Annotated in this window: 9 protein-coding genes; 7 read left to right on the top strand and 2 right to left on the bottom strand. The window is 67.4% G+C overall.

Annotation, left to right across the window (positions count from 1 at the left end; genetic code table 11):
* The first annotated feature begins 70 nt into the window (after positions 1-70).
* On the top strand, positions 71-325 hold the full coding sequence (locus AC3ANK_RS09725; protein ID WP_484171024.1) for a hypothetical protein: 255 nt from the start codon (positions 71-73) through the stop codon (positions 323-325).
* 443 nt (positions 326-768) lie between these two features.
* On the opposite strand, the gene AC3ANK_RS09720 is transcribed toward AC3ANK_RS09725, so the two are convergent.
* Positions 769-1,608, bottom strand: coding sequence for a hypothetical protein (locus AC3ANK_RS09720; protein ID WP_484171023.1), 840 nt, complete (start codon positions 1,606-1,608; stop codon positions 769-771).
* A 221-nt stretch (positions 1,609-1,829) separates the two neighbouring features.
* Between AC3ANK_RS09720 and AC3ANK_RS09715 the strand changes: the two genes are divergently transcribed.
* The 4 genes from AC3ANK_RS09715 to AC3ANK_RS09700 are packed head-to-tail and all read left to right on the top strand — an operon-like array spanning position 1,830 to position 16,080.
* Positions 1,830-3,530, top strand: a complete 1,701-nt coding sequence (locus AC3ANK_RS09715; protein ID WP_484172865.1) for a ShlB/FhaC/HecB family hemolysin secretion/activation protein — start codon at positions 1,830-1,832, stop codon at positions 3,528-3,530.
* A 57-nt stretch (positions 3,531-3,587) separates the two neighbouring features.
* On the top strand, positions 3,588-14,687 hold the full coding sequence (locus tag AC3ANK_RS09710; RefSeq protein ID WP_484171022.1) for a hemagglutinin repeat-containing protein: 11,100 nt from the start codon (positions 3,588-3,590) through the stop codon (positions 14,685-14,687).
* Positions 14,688-14,704: 17 nt separating this feature from the next.
* A complete protein-coding gene (locus AC3ANK_RS09705; protein WP_484171021.1) occupies positions 14,705-15,415 on the top strand; it encodes a hypothetical protein in 711 nt (236 codons plus the stop codon).
* Positions 15,415-16,080, top strand: coding sequence for a hypothetical protein (locus tag AC3ANK_RS09700; protein ID WP_484171020.1), 666 nt, complete (start codon positions 15,415-15,417; stop codon positions 16,078-16,080). The genes AC3ANK_RS09705 and AC3ANK_RS09700 overlap by 1 nt, the downstream gene beginning before the upstream one ends.
* Here AC3ANK_RS09700 and AC3ANK_RS09695 read toward each other — a convergent pair.
* Complete coding sequence (locus AC3ANK_RS09695; RefSeq protein ID WP_484171019.1) at positions 15,999-17,567, bottom strand: BCCT family transporter; 1,569 nt, start codon at positions 17,565-17,567, stop codon at positions 15,999-16,001. The genes AC3ANK_RS09700 and AC3ANK_RS09695 overlap by 82 nt on opposite strands.
* A gap of 287 nt (positions 17,568-17,854) precedes the next feature.
* Here AC3ANK_RS09695 and AC3ANK_RS09690 point away from each other — a divergent pair, with 287 nt between their 5' ends.
* A complete protein-coding gene (locus AC3ANK_RS09690) occupies positions 17,855-18,415 on the top strand; it encodes a flavin reductase family protein (protein ID WP_484171018.1) in 561 nt (186 codons plus the stop codon).
* Between the two features lie 114 nt (positions 18,416-18,529).
* Complete coding sequence (locus AC3ANK_RS09685; RefSeq protein WP_484171017.1) at positions 18,530-21,439, top strand: caspase family protein; 2,910 nt, start codon at positions 18,530-18,532, stop codon at positions 21,437-21,439.
* Positions 21,440-21,479 lie beyond the last annotated feature (40 nt).

Genomic DNA, 21,479 nt, shown 5'->3' with positions numbered 1-21,479 from the left:
GCGCCATTGCGGAGTCCTTCGTCTTCCGCGTGACGGAACGCCACAGGAGGTTTGTTTGTCGGGCAGCTGGATGAAGCTGGAGATCGTCAGCGGTGACGGAACCCGGCTCCGCGATCCTGCTTACGCAGTGGATGGGCGAAACCTCGTTGTTCTTCTGTCGACGGCGCTGTGCGATGCGTATCCGGTGTATCGAGGCGAGCTGTCCGACAAGGGCTTCAGCGGCGCGCACGGGTTCTCGCACACGTTCGGGGGCGAGGAATACGGGAAGGTATCCGGGACGCCGATTCACGTGCCGCCCCAGCTGCATGCCCATTGGCATCCGTAGCCCGGGTAAGTGGCGCGCACACGGGGCTTCTCGCGTGAGGGTCCGTCGAGCGTTCCCCGGGTGCGGCCTTCGGCCTTACCCGGGCTACAAGAGCGCGTGGAGTACGCGACCGAGTGAATATGTGAGGCAACTCCTTGTACAGTGGCTCCCACCTCCGTAACCACGGTGGGTTTTTTGTGCCCGGATGATTCCAGGGCGCGAACCGGACGCAGTCGTTCCTGCGTCGGGAGCGTGGCCGCCATGGAGCACCCGAAAGGGAAAGCTGCCCGCCGTCCGTACCCGGTTTTGAGCCTCCCGACACCCTTGCGGCTCCGCCGCAAGGCAGCCCTTCCTCAAGGAGCGACTCATGCGTAAGCACCGCCGTCCGCGATGCTCGAGGCCGGCATCGGCGAACTGAAGAGGATCGAGCCCCACCAGCTCAACCGCGCAACGCCGCCGTGCAGTTACCCGCTGTGGAAGATCGCGGGGGCGTTCGCTTCATCCTCCGCGCTTCGAATCAGCCACGACTGTTGCGTGACCTCCGCCGTGCACGGGCCGAAGGTGCACACGCGAATCGGCCGTCGCGTCGCTTCATCGCGCAGGCGTTCCAGCACGTCGCGCAGGATCGCGCCCTTGAACGGCGTGTAGAGGTAGAACACCGTGCCCGCCGAGACATCGGCCGCGCGCGCGTCGGCCTGCATGAAGCGCACGTTGGAGAGCGCCAACGCCCCGGCCGCCGCCTGCGCGCAGGCGACGTATGCCGGTTCGAGTTCAATACCTATCGCCGTCGCTCGCGTGCAGATCGCCGCGAGCAGCGGGACGTGACCGAGCCCCGAGCCCAGATCGACCAGCACATCGTCCGGCCCAAGCCTGCTGTGCCGGATCATCGCCAGGATGTGGCGCGCGGGCGTGGGCTGGTAGAAGACCATGTCCGGCGACAGCTCGACCGTTGGCACCGCCGGTTCGTCGATGCGCAGAAGACCGGCGACGAGTTCGTCGAGCAGGTCGTAGGCTTGCGGGTCGTCGGCGTGTGTGCGGGGACGCTCCCATCGGGCGAAGCAGGCCATCAGCCGTTCCGGGCCGAAGCCGCGGCGGATGTCCTCGCGCAGATCTTCGAAGAACCGCGCGTTGAGCGATTCGAGTCGATCGCTGGCCGCCATCGCCTGCCGTCGGAGCGCTTCGTCGGCATGTGGAAGGCACGCGTCGATACGGTCCAGCGCTTCGATCCGGAACGCGATGTCGTCCGCCGGCGCCGGGTCGCCGTCGCGATCCAGTGCGGCCAGGAGCCTGCGGAGTTCTTCCATTTCCGATCCCGGTGACAAGGCGTCCATGTTAGCCGCGCGCGCCTTGAGGCACGTGCCGGCCCGCCCGCATCGCCGGCGCTAAAGAATCCGGCACGCCGGCCGATGTATCCTTGAAGGTGTCCGGCGTTGGGGTCGTCGACCGTCCGGGAGCGGTCGCAGGGGGCATCGACTGGCCGGGCGCGGTCTTCACAGGGAAAGGCGAAGTGGAACAGGGGAAATGGATGCGGCTGCACAAGCCGCTTGCGGGATGGTTCGTGCTGTGCGGTCTGTTCGCGCCGGCGGGTGTGGCGCTGGGGCAGGGGCTGGATACGGCGGCGCAGGAACTGCTGCGCCAGCAGGAGCGCGAGCGCGCCCTGCGCGAGCAACAGGAAACGCGACCCGACGTGCGCATGCAGGACCCGGAGGCGCCGCGCGCCGACCGGCTGCCGGCCGACGAGTCGCCGTGCTTCGAGATCCGCGAGATCCGGCTGACGGGCGGGGAGGCCGAGCGTTTCCAATGGGCGTTGCGGGCAGCCGACCCCGACGGGGATCGGGCGACCGGACGCTGCCTCGGCACGCAGGGCGTCAACGTGGTGATGAAGCGCATGCAGAACGCCATCGTCGCGCGCGGTTTCGTCACTACGCGCGTGCTGGCCGCGCCGCAGGACCTCAACGCGGGCGTGCTCACGCTGACGCTGGTGCCCGGGCGCATCCGTGCGGTCCGCTTCGCCGACGGCGATGCGCGGGCGGCTGCATGGAACGCGGTGCCGGCGCGACGCGGCGACCTGCTCAACCTGCGCGACATCGAACAGGCGCTGGAGAACTTCAAGCGCGTTCCGACGGTGGAGGCCGACATCCAGATCGCGCCCGCCGACGGAAGCGATGCTCAGCCGGGCGAGAGCGACCTGGTGATCGCCTGGAAGCAGCGCGCACCGTTCCGCATCGGCGTGACGCTGGACGATTCCGGCAGCGAGGGCACCGGAAAGGTGCAGGCCGGCGCGACGGTGTCGCTCGACAACACGCTGCGCTGGAACGACCTCTTCTACGTCAACGTCGGCCACGACGCGTTCAACGGCGCGGGCAAGGGCACGTCCAGCTGGACCGCGCATTACGACGTCCCGTTCGGCTACTGGCTGGTCGGTGCAACCGCCAGCAGTTACGACTACCACCAGAACGTCGCCGGCGCGTTCGAGACCTACACCTACAGCGGCACCAGCGAGAACGCCGAGCTGCGCGTGTCGCGCCTGCTGTTCCGCAATGCCACCGTCAAGACCGGCGCCTATGCGCGCGGCTGGTGGCGCGAGTCGAAGAACTACGTCGACGACACCGAAGTCGAAGTGCAGCGCCGCCGCATGGCCGGCTGGGAGCTGGGCTTCACGCATCGCCAGTTCTTCGGCCAGGCGACGCTGGATGCGAGCGTCGCGTACCGCCGCGGCACCGGCGCGTTCGGTGCGTTGCCCGCGCCGGAGGAGGCGTTCGGCGAAGGCACGTCTCGCTCGAAGGTGATCACCGCCGACGCGCAGATCGCCGTCCCCTTCCAGCTGGGCGAACAGCGCCTGCGCTACACCGGCAGCTGGCGCGCGCAGTGGGAGCGCACGCCGCTGGTGCCGCAGGACCGCTTCTCGATCGGTGGCCGCTTCACCGTGCGCGGCTTCGACGGCGAACTCACCCTGGCCGGCGAACGCGGCTGGACCGTGCGCAACGACGTGGGCCTGACGCTCGGCGCGGGGCAGGAACTGTACCTGGGCGCGGACTACGGCCACGTCGGCGGGCCGTCCGCGCGATGGCTGCAGGGGCAGGAACTCGCCGGCGCGGTCGTCGGCCTGCGCGGCGGCGCGCATCGCCTGTACTGGGATGTGTTCGTCGGCGCGGCGATCGACCGGCCCTCGGGATTCCAGACCGATTACACCACCACCGGCTTCAGCCTGAGCTGGTCGTATTGACCGACGGAGGCGCAGGCCGCGTCCGTGTCCATTCGTGCAATGTAGGGAAGCTGTCGCATGAACAAGCATCTGTACCGCATCGTCTTCAACCGCGCGCTCGGCGTGCTGCAGGCCGTCGCGGAGATCGTCCGCCGGCCCGGCGCGAACGGCCCCGCGCAGGCGGGGACGACGACGGCCGTCCTGCGTCCGGTGAGCTTCGCGCTGTGGATGGCGCTGGGCTACGTGACGCTGGCGCACGACGCCTTCGCGCAGGTGGTGGCCGATCCCAACGCGCCGGGCAACCAGCGTCCGACCGTGATCACCGCGCCCAGCGGCGCGCCGCTGGTCAACATCACCACGCCCAGCGCGGCGGGCGTTTCGCGCAACACGTACCGGCAGTTCGACGTGGGCGCGCAGGGCGTCGTCCTCAACAACTCGCGCACCGGCGCGCAGACGCAGCTGGGCGGCCCGGTGCAGGGCAATCCGTGGCTGGTCGGCGGCACCGCGCGGGTGATCCTCAACGAGGTCAACAGCGCCAATCCCAGCCATCTCAACGGCTACGTCGAAGTGGCCGGCGATCGCGCGCAGGTGGTGATCGCCAACCCCGCCGGCATCCAGGTCAACGGCGGCGGCTTCCTCAACGCCAGCCGCGCGACGCTGACCACCGGCACGCCGATCGTCAACGGCGGCGCGCTCGAAGGCTATCGCGTACAGGGCGGCGCGATCCGCGTGGACGGCGCCGGCCTCGATGCGACGCAGACCGACTACACCGATCTCATCGCGCGTTCGATGGAGGTCAACGCAGGCATCTGGGCCAGGCAGTTGCAGGCGACGCTGGGCGTCAACACGGTCAGCGCCGACCAGGCCGCGATCACGCGCGACGCCAGCGCGATCACGGCGCCGTCGTTCGCGCTGGACGTGAGCCACCTCGGCGGCATGTACGCCAACAAGATCGTGCTGCTGGGCACGCAGGATGGCGTCGGCGTGCGCAACGCGGGCGAGATCGGCGCGCAGGCGGGCGAGCTGGTGGTCAACGTCGATGGCCGCCTGGAGAACACCGGCGCGATCCAGTCGAAGTCGGATGCGCGCATCGACACCTCCGGCGGCGTCGCCAACGCCGGCACGCTCAGCGCGGCGCGCGAGCTGATCCTGCGCACCGGTGCGGACCTCGACAACAGCGGCGGCACGCTGAACGCACGCCGCATCGCCGTGGACTCGCAATCGTTGCGCAACCGCGACGGTTCGATCGAGCAGACCGGCCTGCAGGCGCTGGCGCTGAAGGCCGACACGATCACCAACCGCGCGGGCGGTCGCATCGGCCTCGCCGAAAGCGGCGGCGAGGGCGGCAGCAGCGGTGGCGGAAGCGGAACCGGTTCGGGCGGCACGGGTGGCACCGGTGGCGGTTCGACCGGCGGAAGCGGAGGCGGCGATGCCGGAAGCGGCGGCGGCCTTCCCGACCTCACGCCGTTGCCCGACGGCGCGCTGAACATCGCCGGGACGCTCGACAACGACGGCGGCCGGATCAACGCCGGCGGCAACGTGAGCGTGGACATCGCGTCGGCCCTGCACAACGACGGCGGGCATCTGGGCCTGCGGCAACTCACGATCGCGCAGGGCGAACTCACCAACGCCGGCGGCGAACTGAGCGTGTCGGGCGCCGCGAACGTGCACGCCGATCGCATCGTCAACGATGGCGGACGCTTCGAGGTGGCGGGCGATTTCGACCTCGGCGCGGCGCAGCTCTCCAACCGTGCCGGCCTCATCAGCCACAGCGGGCAGGGCGATGCATCGCTGCGCGTGGATGGCACGTTCGACAACTCGGGCGGCACGCTCGCCAGCAACGGCGCGCGGCTGAACATCGAAGGCGGCGTCGTGGTCAACGAGAGCGGCCGCATCGAACACGCCGGAGCCGGCGGACTGCGCCTCGCCGCCGACACGCTGCGCGGCGCGGGCGGCGCGATCGTCACCGCCGGCGCGGCCACGCTGGCGGTCGGCGAGGCCGATCATCGCGATGCCACGCTCGCCGCGACGCGCATCGCACTGGATGCCGCCGACTTCGACAACCGCGGCGGCACGCTGCTCGCCAGCGGCACGGACGCCAGCGCGTTGCGCGTCTCCGGCGTCCTCGACAACGGTGGCGGCAGCATCGCCGGCAACGGCGATCTGACGCTGTCGGCCGGCACCTTCGGCAATGCCGGCGGCACCGTGCAGCACGCGGGCGACGGCACGCTGACGGTGCAGGCGCAAACCCTGAACGGTGCGGGCGGCACCATTGCCGGTAATGGCGCGCTGCGGCTCTCGGGCGAGGCGATCGATCTGCGCGACGGCGCGACGCAGGCGCAGGCGATCGCCCTCGATGCCGGCACGCTGGTCACCGCCGGCGGCGACCTGATCTCCACCGGAAACGGGGCGCTGTCGCTGAACGTTCGCGACGCGCTGGACAACACCGCAGGCAACATCGTCACCAACGGCGCGCTTCAACTCTCCGCCGCGACGCTGGACAATCGCGGCGGCACGCTGAGCGCGGCGGGGACCGCGACGTCCAACGTCGTCGTGAGCGGCGCGCTCGACAATGCCGGCGGCACGCTCGCGACCGCCGGAAACGCCGTGCTTCACGTCGGCAATCTGCTCAATCATGGCGGCATCGTGCAATCGCAGCAGGCGTTGACCATCGATGCCACCGGCCGCCTCGACAACGGCGCGCAGGGCGTGCTGATGGCGAACGGCGACCTCACCCTGGCCGCACAGACGCTCGACAACAGCGGAGGCGCGATCGAGCATGCGGGCGGCGGCGCGCTGTCCATCGACGCCGATGCGCTGGAAGGCGAGGGCGGACGCATCGCGAGCAATGGCGCGCTGACCATCACCGGCAAGCGCACGCAATTGCGCGACGCCACCACGTTCGGCCGCTCGGTGACCATCGACACCGGCGATCTCATCACCGCCGGTGGCACGCTCAGCGCGCTGGATGCGGGCACGATGACGCTGCATGCCGACGGCATGCTCGACAACACCGCCGGCGCGATCCTCACCAATGGCGCGTTGCAACTCGACGCCGCGGACCTGGTCAACACGGACGGCACGCTCAGCGCGTCCGGCGATGGCGGGAGCCGACTGGACGTGTCGGGCAGCCTCGACAACACGCGCGGCCTGATCGCCACCGATGCGGCGCTCGCGATCACCGCCGACGAGCTGGTCAACCGCGACACGCGCGTCGCCGATCCCGATGCGGCGCCCAGGGGCATCCTCGCCGGAGCGCTCGGCGTCCAGGCGCGTCACGTCGACAACACCGGCGGACAGATCGCCGCGAACACCACGCTCGCGCTGACCTCACAGCGCCTCGACAACGCGAGCGGCCTGTTGAGCGCCGTGCAGTCGATGGCGATCGACGCCGCGACACTGGAAGGCGCGGGCGGCACGATCGCCAGCAACGGCACGCTGCAGCTCACCGGCGAAACCTTGAACCTGCGCGACGGCAGCACGACGGCGAACCGCATCGACATCGACGCCGGTTCGCTCGTCACCGCGGGCGGCCAGCTCAGTGCCGCCGGCACCGACGCGCTCGCACTGGACGTGCGCGACACGCTCGACAATCGCGGCGGCGTCATCGCCACCAACGGCGTCATCGACCTGACCGCGGGTGCGCTGAACAACATCGACGGGACCGTGCGCGCGGCGGGGACCGGATCGAGCATCTGGAACGTCGCCGGAACGCTCGACAACACGCGCGGCGTGCTGGCCGCGGCGGGCGACGCGACGGTCCACGCGCTCGATCTGATCAACACCGGCGGAACGCTCCAGGCCGCCGGCAGCGCGCCGTTGAAGATCACCGCCGACGGGCAGCTGATCAACGACGACGGCACCATCGCCGCCAATGGCGCGATCGAACTCCAGGCCGCGTCGCTGAGCAATCGCGCCGGCCTGGTGCAGACGCAGCAGGGCATCGATGTGGAGGTTGCCGGCGCGTTCGACAACACGCTGGGCACCGTCGTGGCCGGCGGCGATCTGGGCGTGCGCGCGGGCAGCCTGCTCAACCGCGACACGCTGGATCCGGCGAACACCGACGCATCCGCGCAGCGCGGCCTGTTCGGCGATCGGGTCATCCTGCAGGCGCAGCAGCTCGACAACACACGCGGCCAGATCGTGGCGCGCGACGCGCTGTCGATCGGCGGCGGCACGCTGACCAACGCGTCCGGCCGCATCGATGGCGTGGGCAACGTCGACGTGCTCGTCGACGCGCTGGTCAACACCGACGGCGAACTGGTGCAGCGCGGCGAAAGCGGAATGCTGACGCTCGACGTCGCGCAATCGCTGGCGAACACCGCCGGCGGCCTGATCGGCGCGGAAGGCAGCGCACGCGTGACCGGTGGCTCGATCGACAACAGCGCCGGCACGCTGTTCGCCCGCAACGGCCTGCAGGTGCAGTCCGATGCCGATCTTCGCAACGTGGCGGGCGCCGTGCGCAGCAGCACGGACCTGGCGATCGGCGCGGGCGGGCGGCTCGACAACACCGATGGCGTCATCGACGCCACCGGCCGTGCGACCGTGAACGCCACGCGCGTGGACAACGTGCGCGGGCAGATCCTCGCCAGCGCCAGCGATGCCGTAGCGCTGACCGTCTCCGCGTCCGCCCTCGACAACCGGGGCGGCACGATGGGCACGCGCGACGGCGACGCCGTCCTGAACGTCGCCACCATCGACAACAGCGCGGGCGGCACGCTGGTGAGCCGTCGCGACCTCACGGTGAACGCGACGACGCTCGACAACCGCAACGGCACCGTCTTCGCCACCCGCGAGGCGCGCTTCCAGAACGGCGCCGCCACGCTGTTCAACGCGGCCGGGCAGTTCGGCGCCGGCGATACCGCCCGGCTGAACCTCGCGTCCATCGACAACGCCGGCGGCGGGCGCATCCAGGCCGGCTCGCTCTGGCTGAGCATGCCGACGCTGGACACCAGCGGCGGCGAGATCGCGGCCAACGCGCTGCATCTGCAGCTCGGCAGCCTCACCGGCACCGGCCGCGTGTACGGCGCGCAATGGCTGGACATCGATTTCACCGGCGATTTCACCTACGGCAACGGGCTGCGGCTGGAAAGCGACCGCCTGCTCGACCTGAGCGTCGCCGGCACCTTCACCAACCTGGGCACGCTGCAGACGCCGGGCGAACTGGCGATCACCGCCGGCCACCTGGTCAACCAGGGCACCATCAACGCCAGCAACGCCGACGGAACCGGCATCAACCGCATCACGGTGGGCGGCGTCATCGACAACCGCACGGGTGCGAGCCTGGAAGGCGACACGCTGTCGCTGATCGCCGGCAGCGTGGTCAACACCGGCGACATCGTCGGCGACGTGGTCGGCATCCAGGCCGACACGCTCGTGAACGGACGCGACCTGGGCACGCAGCAGGCCGCACGCGATTACGGCGAAGGCTTCATCGGCGCGGCGGTGGACCTGGACCTGCGCATCGGCCAGTCGCTGCGCAACCTCGACGGCGAGATCTTCAGCGCGGGCGACCTGTCGATCACCGGCCGTGGCGGCGACGGCACGCGCGTGGGCCAGGTGGACAACATCTCCGGCCGCATCCAGGCTGAAGGCGACGTGTACATCGCCGCGAACGCGATCCGCAACGAGCGTCGCGTGCTCCAGTTCGTGCAGGGCACGCTCTCGCCCGAACAGCAGGCCGCGATGACGCTGACGAACGCCGGCACGGACGCGATCACCTACGGCCAGACGCGCCAGCAACTGCTTGCCGACCACTGCACCGGCGGCTGCTTCGTGTTCCAGATCGACTCCTACGTCGAACGGATGACGCCGACGACCGGGCTGTTCGTGAACACCGACACCGTCACCGCGGCGGCGCAGATCGCTTCCGGCGGCGACATGACGCTGGAAGCCGGTTCGATCCTGAACCGCCATTCCTCCATCGCGGCGGGTTGGAACCTGTGGATCAACGGCGCCTCGCAGTCGGGCGCCAGCGGCGAAGGCGCGGGCGGCGTGAGCAACATCAGCCTGTCCGGCGAGCAGGTCTACCAGGTGACGGGCGAGTACGAACTGCAATACCAGCGCTGCACCAGCCCGACCGGCCAGTGCTACTACGAACCCAATTTCGATTACGGTTCGTACAGCTACGGCACGATCACCCAGACCGTCACGCCGGCTGAAGGCCGCGCGACCATCACCGCCGGCAACGCGCTGGTCATCGAAACCGGCGGCGACCTCACCAATGCGGTGGTCGGCGCCGGTGCGGGACTGGGCGGCCTGAACGCGGGGTCGATCACGGGGCCGGGCAGCGTCGGGCTCACCGGCGCCAACGGCCGCAACGCTTCGGGCGCGTCGGCCACCGGCGGTGCGAACAGCCGCCAGGTGCAGGCCACGCGCGCGACGCAGCTCGCGCTGCAGGACCAGATCGGAAGCGCCGACAACCCGGCCAACGCCGCGCCGCAGACCGTCGGCGACGCGAACCAGCCGCTGCCCGGGCTGGTGCCTTCCGACAACGGCATGTTCGACGTCAGCGCCGATCCGAACGCGCGTTTCCTGGTGACCACGGCGCCGCGCTTCGCTTCGAAGGGCGAGTGGACGAGTTCGGACTACCTGCTCGACGCACTGCGCACCGATCCGGACGTCATCGACAAGCGCGTGGGCGACGGCTACTACGAGCAGCGCCTGGTGCTCGACCAGATCATGGCGTTGACGGGCCGCCGTTCGTTGAACGGACTGGATGACGCGTTCACCCAGTACCGCTCGCTCATGGACGGCGCGGCGGCGCAGGCGGAACGGCTCGGCCTCGCGCTGGGCGTGCCGCTGACCAACACGCAGATCGCAGCGCTGGACCAGGACATCGTCTGGCTGGTCGAGCAGATCGTCGACGGCCAGAAGGTGCTGGTGCCGGTGGTCTACCTGTCGAAGGCCACCGCCGAGCGCCTGCGTGCGGACGGCGCGCTCATCGCCGGTGGTTCCGTCGACGTCGAAGCGGGTGGGAGGATCGACAACAGCGGCACGTTCTCCGCCGACATGGGCACCTGGCTCAGCGCCGATACGCTGATCAACGACGGCGCGATCCGTGGCGGCGACGTGCTCGACATCGCCACGCGCGGGGACACGACCAACCGCGGCTCGATGGAAGGCCGCACGATCGTCGTCGATGCCGGCGGTGACGTCGTCAACGCGCAGGTCAACGGCGGCCTGGCATGGCGCGGCGGCACGATCGCCGCCGGCGAAGGCGGCCTGCAGGTCTCGGCCGCGCGCGACGTGGTCAACCAGGGCACGCTCTCGAGCGACGGCAACGCGATCGTGGCCGCCGGCCGCGACTTCGTGCAGAAGGCGGCCGACGCCGCGGGTGCGGTGCGCGGCCCGGTGGCGGCGATCGCGAGCGGCGGCAGCACGTCGATCACCGCCGGCAACGACGTGGTGATCGATCGCAGCTCGGTGAACGCAGGCGGCCACGCCGTCGTCGATGCGGGCCGCGACGCGAAGTTCATCGCCTCCGAGGTCGGCGCCGGCGGCAGCATCGCCGTCACCGCCGGCCGCGATGTCGTCAGCGAAGCGGTCACCGACACGGTGTCGGGCACGTACGACACGTACAGCCGCCAGGGCAAGAAGCGCACGTGGACGACGACCACGTTCAGCAACGAAACCGTCACCGGCAGCACCTTCGAAGCCGGCGGCGACATCGCGATGGTGGCCGACCGCGACATCACGCTGGAAGCGGCGACGGTGCGCAGCGAGGAGGGCGGGATCGCGCTGGCGGCAGGACGGGATGTCACTTTGGCGGCGGCGTACGAAACCGACCACACAATCCAGGACAGCGTCTCGAAGAAAAAGGGAACGTTCTCCAGCACCACCACGGCGACTCATGCCGAAACCAGTGACACCTATGCTCACGGCACGACGCTCTCGGGCGAAAGCGTGAACGTTTCCGCCAAGCGGGACATCGCCACCGAGGGTGCCGACGTCGTGGCGACGGATGATGTCGTCATGGCGGCTGGCCGTCACCTTACCATCGGCACGGCCGAGACGACGCACGGCGAAACCTTCAGCCAGAACAAGAAGAAATCCGGCGTTTTCGGCAACGGCGGTTTCAGCATCACCGCTGGCAGCAGCAAGGTCACGCAGGGGAACACCTTCAACGAAACCACGCATCAGGGCAGCGTGGTCGGCTCGGTCAACGGCAAGGTTGCGCTGACGGCTGGTGGGACCGTGCACATCACGGGCAGCGATGTGTTGTCCAACACCGCTACCGCGATTATCGGAAAGGACGTCATCATCGATGCCGCTGTCAACACGACCGAGGCCACGCAAACCTACAAGGAAAAGAGTGCCGGCATCCACCTGGGCCTGTCCGGTGGCGTGGTAACGGCTGCGGAAACCGCCTACGGCAGAGGCAAGGCCGCTGGTGACGTCAAGGACGACCGATTGAAGGCTGTGTATGCCGCACAAGCCGTGGGTGCGGGCATCGCCGCGGCCGAAGGCGCCCAAGCCTTGGCCAAGCAGGGCAATCAGTCCGCAGACGCCGGTGTCAGCTTACGCATCGGTATTGGAGCCAGCAGCGCGTCAGCCCAAACCGATGTGTCGAGTGAGGCGGCCCAAGGCGGTCGTATCCAGAGCAATGGCGCGATATCCATCATGGCAACCGATGGCGACCTGAGCGTGATCGGCAGCCAGATCGAGGGCAATACCGTCGGTCTTGCAGCGACGGGCGATATCAACCTCACAAGCCAGGCCGAGCAGCATCGCAGCGAAAGTCGCAACAAGAACGGCAGCGCCGAGATCGGATTCAGTATAGGTTCGACCACCGGTTTCTACGTCACCGCAAACGCGGGAAAGGGCAAGGGTGCCGGTAATGGCACCACCCACGCCGAGACGACGATCAGGGGCAGGGAAGGTGTTGCATTCGTCAGTGGCGGCGACACCACTCTGGAAGGCGCGCAGGTCGTCGCCGACCAGATCACGGGCAAAGTGGGCGGCGACTTCAACGTCATCAGCCAGCAGGACACGGATGACTACGCCAGCAAGCAACAGCAGGCGGGTGGCACCTTCGTATACGGCTATGGCGGCAATGCCTATTACGGTCAGCAAAAGGCCGATAGCCAATACACCAGCGTCCAGGAGCAAAGCGGCATCCAGGCTGGTCAAGGCGGTTTCCAGATCGACGTCGAAGGCAACACGCACCTCAAGGGTGGCGCACTGGCCAGCAATGCCGACCCAAGCCGGAATCAGCTGTCCACCGGCAGCCTGACGCTCGAGGACATCGAAAACGACGCGCACTACAAGGCAACGAACTTCGGGGCTGGCACCGACGGCACCAATTGGCAACAGGCGGCTGTCGGTGCAGGACTGAGCGCCTTGGGCAACCAGAAGGACAGTGCCAGTAGCACCACGCGAAGCGACATCGCGGCGGGAACCGTCGACGTCCGAAACGGCGATACCAGCGCAGTTGCAGGTCTGGATCGAACGACGACTGTCCTGGACGGCAACGGGTTGAACCCGATCTACGATCAGCAGAAGATCGATGAGGCTTTCGCGCTAGGGCAGGAGGCGGCGAAGATCGGCTTCCAGATGGCCGGCGGCCTTGCTGAGATCAAACAGCAGCAGGCAATGCAGGACCTGGCCAACGCCACCACCGAAGAAGAGAGGCAGGCAGCCCAGGCTCGGATCGATAGCTGGAGCGACGGCGGCACCAGTAAGGTAGTCCTTCACGGCATGACCGGCGCAGCTGTCGCGGCATTGGGCGGCGGAGATGCGCTGCAAGGGGGGTTGGGGGCTGCCGGCGCGGAGAAGGCGAAGGAGGCGATGTCGAACTACCTTGATGCGAAGGGCATCAAGGTAGGCAGTGCCGAGTACGACAGCCTGATGGAACTGGGCAGTGCGGCACTGGGCGGCCTGCTTGGCGGAGTGACCGGAGCGGGCACGGCGCTGGCGGGCGATCAGTTCAACCGCCAGTTGCACCAAGACGAACTGGCCTTCCTGGCGGCCAAGGCCGATGACTATGCCGAGGAAAGGGACATCACGCGCCAGGAGGCAGAGCAGGAATTGCTGCGCGCGATGCTGTGGAGTCTAGACGCCGAGTCCTACGACAAGCTGGGAGGCGAAGGCGCTGGCGGGAAATACCAGGACGCAGCGAACTGGCTGGCTGCGGAAGCTGCCGCGGTGGGGTTGAGGTTCATCAATGAGGACGGTCAATCGCAACAGGCCTTCACTGTCGATTCGCTCCAACAGTACGCGGACAATGATCTATTTGGGAATCCCTACAAGGGCAACATTCTGACGAGGGGCATCGACTGGGCCTTCGATACAGACCTCACCAACTCGCGAAAGATCAGCCAGCAGGACTACCAGGACGCGTTGAATGCCGTTCGGTTTGAAGGCGAATACAAGGAGTGGCGCGCCAGCAAGCCCGCGGACGTGAAGGACTGGACGGAAGCCGACTGGAACGAGCACAAGAAGTGGGCCGCAGAGGACTTCGCGCGCGGACTCGCCAGCTTTGGCTTCGCCGGCGGCATCGGCCAGGTAGCCGTAAACGCCGCGGACGGAAACTTTGGCCAGATCCGAGATGACGCGATGGCCTCGGCAGTCCTCGGCGGAATCCCGCTCAAGAGGATCGAGAATGCTGTTGAGACGGTGGGTGACATCGCTCAAAGCGGGGCTGTAGGCATTGCAAAGAGCGTCGAGCGTGGCCAGGAGATGGCGAAGCGCGTCGACGTAGATGAAGTTCAGCAGGTAGCTGCTGGCAGCAGGGGCAGTTGGGATAAGGCCATTAATGGCCAGCTCACGCCAAGAACCGCGTATGTGCTGGACAATGGTCATGCGTATGTCACCGACGCGTCAGGCCGGGTCAAGGCGGTGGAGGCCGACCTTAGCCTAACCAAGATGGACCGGAACACCCATCAGCAATGTGCGGCAGGAAAGTGTGGTGACGCCGGCGATGAAGGTGGTCACCTGATCGCTTCGAGCTTGGGTGGTGCAGGCGACCGTATTAACATTGTCCCGCAGGCATCTACGTTGAATCGCGGTGATTGGAGGGCGATGGAGGACGTGTTGCGTGAGGCACTGAAGGCTGGAAAACCAGTCAGCGTGAAAATCGACGTCGGGTATCCGATGGGCGGCGGAGCACGGCCGGATAAATTCCTTGTGGAAGCCAACATCGGCGGAACGATAAAGCGTTTTCCATTTGAGCAGTAGAACAGAGTCCTATGGGCATGAACGCTAAAGAGGCATATCAAGCAATCGCGACGTCACTCGTTCAGGCGAGTGATGATGGTTGGGAGAGGTTGGAGGCAGTATGCCCCATCCTCCAGGAGGGGTTGGGTGGCGTAGAAACGCGCCAGGTTTTCAATGGGTCTTCCCGTGATCTTCCTATTGGATTTGCTGTTTTCGACCTGCAGCGCGCATGCCTCGCCCTCCGAGACGACTTGATCGCAGCTGGGAAGGCGCGCATCTGGGGCCTCACCTTTACGCTGTATCCAGATGGTCGGCATGAGATCGAGTATGACTACGTGAAGCCGGAAGGTTACGAGGAAACGGACGAAGTTATGACCGGCGACGAAATCAATCAGTCGTTGACGGGCCAGCGGCCAGCAGCGCCACCAGCAATGACCGTTGAACAGGCGTATCAAGCGATTGGCCGGTGCGTGCTGCATGCACAAGGCGATTCGGCTTGGACCCGCAGCGGAGTGGACATGGATTACAAGCCCGGTCGTCAAGTGTTGATGCGTTTCTGGCAGGAAACCGATTCCGGACGACAGAAGGCACCCTATGTGCCGGAGCAGCAGGTAATGGTGGAAGCAGCCGATGCTGCTTATGCCCTCTACGAGCATCTGGGACGCGGTGGTGGCGATACGCCAAGTGGCTTGAGCATGAGCCTTACCCCTGAAGGAAAAATGAAGCTCGAATACCGTTATCCGGAATAATGTCGATCTGGCGTGGCGCTTCCGTATCGATTTGCACGATCAGGAGCGAGCTGCCTTTCTGCACGGAGCCCACCAGCGGTGACCTCGCCCACATCCGCCTGGTCGGCTCGCGCAACGTCAAGATGTATCCCGGCAGCACCTGCGTGAGTTACGAAGTGCCGGGCAGTGACTATCCGGCCGGGCCGCAGATGGGCGGACAGCGCAAGCGCGATCTGGGCATGCCGAAGAGCGCGGAGACACCGAAACATTACGTGGAGATCGCCGCCAGTGCGGGCCAGCCGATTTCGGCGGCGTTCTCGTTCTATCGCGAATCGTCCATGCCCGGCACCCCGGGCACTGGCGCGCCCGGCACGCGCAGCTCAGCGAATTGCTACGCCGCAGGCAGTTTCGTTCCGCAGGTCGGACGGAACTACGAGGTGGTCAGCCATTGGGTCGCGGGCGATTGTGCCGTGCAGGTGTATGAGCTGGTGCAGGAGCCGGATGGGCTTCGGCGGGCCAAGGTCGAGAGTCGGGCGCGGGCGGGGTGCTCGCATACATCACGCGCAAGGAATTGCGTCGCACGCGGTAGTCGCGGCGTCGAAGATCAGTCGCCTCCACCCCCGCCCGGCGGGCTTCGCACCGCATCATCGCGCTCCTTCCGAAGCCAGCGCAGTTCGGCCCGGTGAAGTTCGCGTTCCTCGCGTTCCAGCGTCGCCAGATCCTGCGACAACACCCGCTGCAGCGCGACTAGCACGGCGGCCAACAGGATGGCGAACGGCAACGCCGCGACGATGACGACCGCCTGCAACGCGTTCAGTCCGCCCGCGGCGAGCAGCGCGACCGCGATCGCCGCCTGCATCACGCCCCACACCATGCGGCGCGATATCGGCGGATCCTCGGGGCTGTCGCTCGACATGCTGGCGAGCACCAGCGTCGCCGAGTCGGCGGAGGTGACGAAGAAGGTGAGCAGGAGCACGATCGCGCACCACGCCAGCACACTCGCCAGCGGAAGGTGCGTGGTCATCGCGAAGAGGACGTGCTCGTAACCTTCCGCGAGCGCGGGCAGCAGGTCGATTCCGCCGAACATCTGCTGGAACAGCGCCGTCCCGCCGAACGCGGAGAACCAGATGAAACTCACCAGCGCGGGGCCGAACACCACGCCGAAGACGAACTCGCGCACCGTGCGGCCATAGGAAATGCGCGCGAAGAACGCGCCCACGAACGGTGCCCACGCGATCCACCAGGCCCAGTAGAAGATCGTCCATTCGCCGACCCACGAAGTCTGCGAGAACGGCGTCATGCGCAGGCTCATCGCCGGAAGCTGGTTGAGGTAACCGCCGAGCGTGGTGGTGAAGGTCTCGAAGATGAAGGCGGTGGGTCCGAGCGCGATCACCAGCACCAGCAGGATCGCCGCCGCGACGATGTTGAAGTTCGACAACCACTTGATGCCGCGATCCAGCCCGGAAAGGCTGGAGGCCATGTAGAGCACGAAGGCGACGGCGATCACCACCACCTGCGTGGCGAATGTCGCGGGAACATGCGCGACCTGTTCAAGGCCCGCGCTGATCTGCGCGGCGCCGAGGCCCAGCGTGGTCGCGACGCCGACCGCGGTCGCCACCACGGCGAGCACGTCCACCAGGTGGCCGATCGTGCCGTGCACGTGGCGCCCGATGAGCGGTTCGAGCAGATCGCTGATCTGCCCGCGCGATCCGCGGTTGTATTGCGCCCACGCCATCGCCAGGCCCATGAGCGCGTAGATCGCCCACGGATGCAGTCCCCAGTGGAAGAACGCGTAGCGCAGCGATGCGCGCGCGGCGGCGGGACTTGCGGGGCTCAGTCCTTCCGGAGGCTGCACGTAGTGCGAGAGCGGTTCGGCGGCGCCCCAGAACACCAGGCCGATGCCCATGCCCGCCGAGAACAACATCGCGAACCACGAGCCGCGCGAGAACTGCGGCTCGGCATCGCTTCCGCCGATGCGCAGCTGGCCGATGCGGCTGAAGGCGAGGTAGCCGAGGAAGGCCAGCACGCAGAACACGATGACCAGGTACAACCAGCCGGCACCGCCGAGCGTCGCGGCCTGCACGCGCTGGCTCCACTGGCCGAACGCTTCGGGCATCAGCACGCCGATCAGCACGAGCACGGCAAGGATGCCGATGGAAAGTCGGAAGACCATGGAAGACTCCGGCAGCGGTCCCGGCGAAAGTGTAGTCAGCCGGCGACGACGGGCGCGTCAAGCGCGATGTTCGAGCTGGCAGCCGGCGGAAGCGGCGTGGACCCAGCGTCGCGATGTATGCGGGAGATGGATGCTACGTGACGCGATCATGAAATGCAGCGTTTGCGATGAATCGCACGCGGATGCCGACATGATGCGCAAGACCGCGCGCCACTTCGCGCGCGTTCTAACGTTCATCACCCGATCGCTGGTATATGCGCACGTGAGCGACATGGAGCCGGCGACGCATGAAAATCCCGAAGAAGAAGGACTTTCCGCTGGACCAGATCCGCCGCTATCTCGAACCCGGCCCGATCGTGCTGGTGAGTTCGCGATGGAAGGAGCGCACCAACATCATGACGATGGGATGGCACATGATGCTGGAGTTCTCGCCGGCGCTGTTCGCGTGCTACATCTGGGACGGGAACTACAGTCACGACCTGATCCGCCGCAGCGGCGAATGCGTGATCAACCTGCCGACCGCCGACATGGTCGACACCGTGGTCGGCATCGGCAACTGCAGCGGTGCCGAGGGCATCGACAAGTTCGCCGCGTTCGGCCTGAGCGCAAAACCCGCGCGTCATGTCGGCGCGCCGCTGATCGCGCAGTGCCATGCGAACTTCGAATGCAGGCTGGCCGACAAGCGACGGGCCGGGCCGCATGGCATGTTCATCTGGGAAGTGGTGAAGGCGCACGTCGCGCCGACGCCAAAACGCCCGCGCACGCTGCATTACCGCGGGCAGGGCGAGTTCATGGTGTCCGGCACGCATATCTCGCGGCGTGGCCGGTTCAAGTCGCAGAACCTGTAGGCGCCATCGTCACAACGAAACATCCGCGTCCGGCCGACGAGCGGACGGCCGTTGTCCGTGTGGGCTGGCGTTCGGGAGAAGAGGCACCCTCCCGCCCCCCAAGGGAGTACACGGATGTCCACGATTCGTCGCATCGGTCTGGCCGATTTCGAGCGACTGCTGGCCCAGTGGGAGCCACGCCGCCAGATCACGGAGTTCCACCTGCACTGCACCGATCGCCCACGCCGCGCGGATTTCCGCGGCCAGGCGACGATCGAGGCGATGCGCGCGTTCCACATGGGCAAGGGCTGGAGCGACATCGCCCAGCACCTGACGGTCGATCCGGCCGGCGGCCTGTGGACCGGCCGGTCGTGGGATTCGCCGCCAGCCAGCGCCGTCGGCCACAACGGCACCTCGAGGAAAGGGCCGTTCATGATCGAAGTGGTCGGCAACTTCGACAAGGGAAAGGACCCGCTCGACGGCGACCAGCGGAACGCGGTGATCGGCGTGATCGTGGCGGTGCTGCGCAGGTTCGGTCTGGACGAAAAGGCGCTGCGTTTCCACCGCGATTTCACGACGGCGAAGACGTGTCCCGGCTCATCGTTGGACAAGGCGAAGATGCAGGCCGAGATCGCCACGATACTGGCGGCAGGAGGGCAGGGCGCCGAAGGTGTCGAGCGACGGCCCGAATCCGACGCGGTACTCGACACAGGCGAGGTGCGCGGCTGGTTCGACAGGCAGGGCGCGCGCGGAGTCAACGGCCTGGTCGATGACGCCAACGCCATCGAGGATCCCGACTCGGTCGAAGTGCCCGAATCGGACTGGGCGCTGGAGGAACAGGAGGCGCTCGCGGCGCGGCTCGATCTCGGCCCCGGTGTCGAGGGCGCGCGGCGCGCGCCGATGCCCGCCGACGCGCTGTTGCGCCGCCATACGATCAATCTGTCGAAGGGCGTGCTGTCTGCGAAAGGCGACATCGACAGCGTGCAGGTGGCGCCCAGGATGATCGCCGAGCGCCATCTGGTCGATTACCTGGAGAGCCGCCGCCAACTCAAACGTCCCGCGCACGTGGTGTTCTACGCACACGGCGGCCTGGTCGACGAGGCCAGCGCCATCTGTTACGCCAACACCGTGCTGCCGTGGTGGCTCAGGAACGGTGTGTTCCCGATCTTCTTCATCTGGGAATCCGGGTTCTTCGAAACGCTGCGCACGACGCCACGCGGCGCGCGCGAGTTCACCGACTTCACCGATTGGCTGCTCGAAGGCATCACCCAACCCGTCGCGCGTCGCGTCTGGGCCGAGATGAAGGAGGACGCGGGCAACGCGTCCCTGTCCGTGATCCGGGAGCAACAGGGTCGCGCCGGTGGTGCGTGGCAACTCGCGCAGGTGCTGGCACCGGTGCTCGCGAAGTATCCCGAGGTGCAGCTGCATGCGGTCGGCCACAGCACCGGCCCGATCCTTCTTTCGAAGTTCCTGCCGCTGCTCACGGACAAGGGCTTCGTCATCAGCACGCTCAGCTACCTGGCGCCGGCGATACGCACCGACCGTTTCCTGGCGGACGTCGAACCGCTGATCGGCACAGGCAAACCGATCCGCGAGCTGTGCATGTACACGATGAACGACGAGGCCGAACGCGACGACAATTGCGCGAAGATCTACCGCAAGTCGCTGCTGTACTTCGTCCGGGAAGCATGCGGCGACCGTCGCGTGCTCGGTTTGCAGAAGGATCTGTACGACGACGCGGAGCTGCGCAAGCTGTTCAACCTCAAGCCGAAGGACGATGGCCGGATCAGGTCCAGCAACCCGCCCGTCACGGTCGAATTCTCGCCTCCGCGCGGCTCCCGGCTGATGAACAAGCGGACCGGCGCGCTCCAGCACGGGGGTTTCGACAACGATGCGCAGACGATGGTCTCGGTGCTCGCGCGCGTGCTCGGCGTATCGCCCGAGCCCACCAGCAGCGCGATGCAGTTCCCGCCGGCGGCGGCGTTCAAGGCATGCGGATTGGGTGATTCGACACGCGTCGCGCCGATCGCGCTGGCAAGCGATGACGATTACGACGGCTGCTGTCCGTGTTGCCGACGGGCCTTGGGGCGCGAAGGCAGCGGCGCCATCGACGAAGACGGCCGCGATGGCTTCGGCGACGACGAGGAATCCGGCGCCGGGATGGAGCCCGACGAGGAGCCTTCGGGTAGCGCCTCGCCACCATCGCCGACTGGCGGCGGCAGGCGTCGCATCGCGGTCTGCATCGGCATCGACCAGTACGCCGATCAGCCGTTGCAGGGCTGCGTCAACGACAGCAATCGCTGGGCGCAGGCGCTCACCGGTTGCGGCTTCACGGTGCGTCCGCTGCGTGACGATCAGGCCACGCGCCAGGCGATGTACGACGCGTTGAAGCGCCTGGTCGATGAAGCGCGCAGCGGCGACGAACTGGTGTTCCAGTACTCCGGCCACGGCGCACAGCTTCCGGACGTGAGCGGCGACGAGGACGAGAAGTTCGACGAAGCGTTCGTGCCGTTCGATTACCGCGCGGGGCAGATGCTTATCGACGACGACGTGCGCGGCATCACCCGCGCGTTGCCGGAAGGCGCCACCCTGACGCTGTTCATGGATTGCTGCCATTCCGGCACGATCAGTCGTGCGCGTGCACGGGCCGCGAGCGATGGAACGAGGCCGCGCCTCATGCGTTTCGACGATGAAACGGTGAACCGCTACATGGAGGTGCGCGGCGTGTCCAAACGGAGCGCACGACGCGGCGGCAACGCTTCGGCGAGCCCGGCGTCGGCAAGCCCGGCGTCGGCAAGCCCGGGGCGCGGCGTCGCGCACTTCGCCGCCTGCCGGGACAGCGAATACGCCTGGGAAAGCAGTGGCGAAGGGGACTTCACGCGCGCGGCGATGGCGGTCTTCGAAACGGCGGTGCGCGAGGGCTGGAGCAACCAGACGTTCATCGACGCGGTGATCGGCGAACTCGGGTCGCCCGCGCGCCAGCATCCGCGACTGTGGAATCCCGAGCCCGGACTCGGCAAGCGCACGCTGCTGGGCGGTCGATGAGCGCGAAAGCGCCGGCAGCGTGGGACTTCGAACTCCGCGA

Source organism: Lysobacter sp. SCRH-1R (genome assembly GCF_057747855.1).
The sequence above is the reverse complement of the archived record's forward strand: the minus strand, read 5'-3'. Positions and strand labels throughout refer to the sequence as shown.

Coding starts and splice junctions, on each gene's coding strand:
- AC3ANK_RS09725 (WP_484171024.1), top strand. CDS start 71: ATGAAGCTGGAGATCGTCAGCGGTGACGGAACCCGGCTCCGCGATCCT.
- AC3ANK_RS09720 (WP_484171023.1), bottom strand. CDS start 1,608: ATGGAAGAACTCCGCAGGCTCCTGGCCGCACTGGATCGCGACGGCGAC.
- AC3ANK_RS09715 (WP_484172865.1), top strand. CDS start 1,830: ATGCGGCTGCACAAGCCGCTTGCGGGATGGTTCGTGCTGTGCGGTCTG.
- AC3ANK_RS09710 (WP_484171022.1), top strand. CDS start 3,588: ATGAACAAGCATCTGTACCGCATCGTCTTCAACCGCGCGCTCGGCGTG.
- AC3ANK_RS09705 (WP_484171021.1), top strand. CDS start 14,705: ATGAACGCTAAAGAGGCATATCAAGCAATCGCGACGTCACTCGTTCAG.
- AC3ANK_RS09700 (WP_484171020.1), top strand. CDS start 15,415: ATGTCGATCTGGCGTGGCGCTTCCGTATCGATTTGCACGATCAGGAGC.
- AC3ANK_RS09695 (WP_484171019.1), bottom strand. CDS start 17,567: ATGGTCTTCCGACTTTCCATCGGCATCCTTGCCGTGCTCGTGCTGATC.
- AC3ANK_RS09690 (WP_484171018.1), top strand. CDS start 17,855: ATGAAAATCCCGAAGAAGAAGGACTTTCCGCTGGACCAGATCCGCCGC.
- AC3ANK_RS09685 (WP_484171017.1), top strand. CDS start 18,530: ATGTCCACGATTCGTCGCATCGGTCTGGCCGATTTCGAGCGACTGCTG.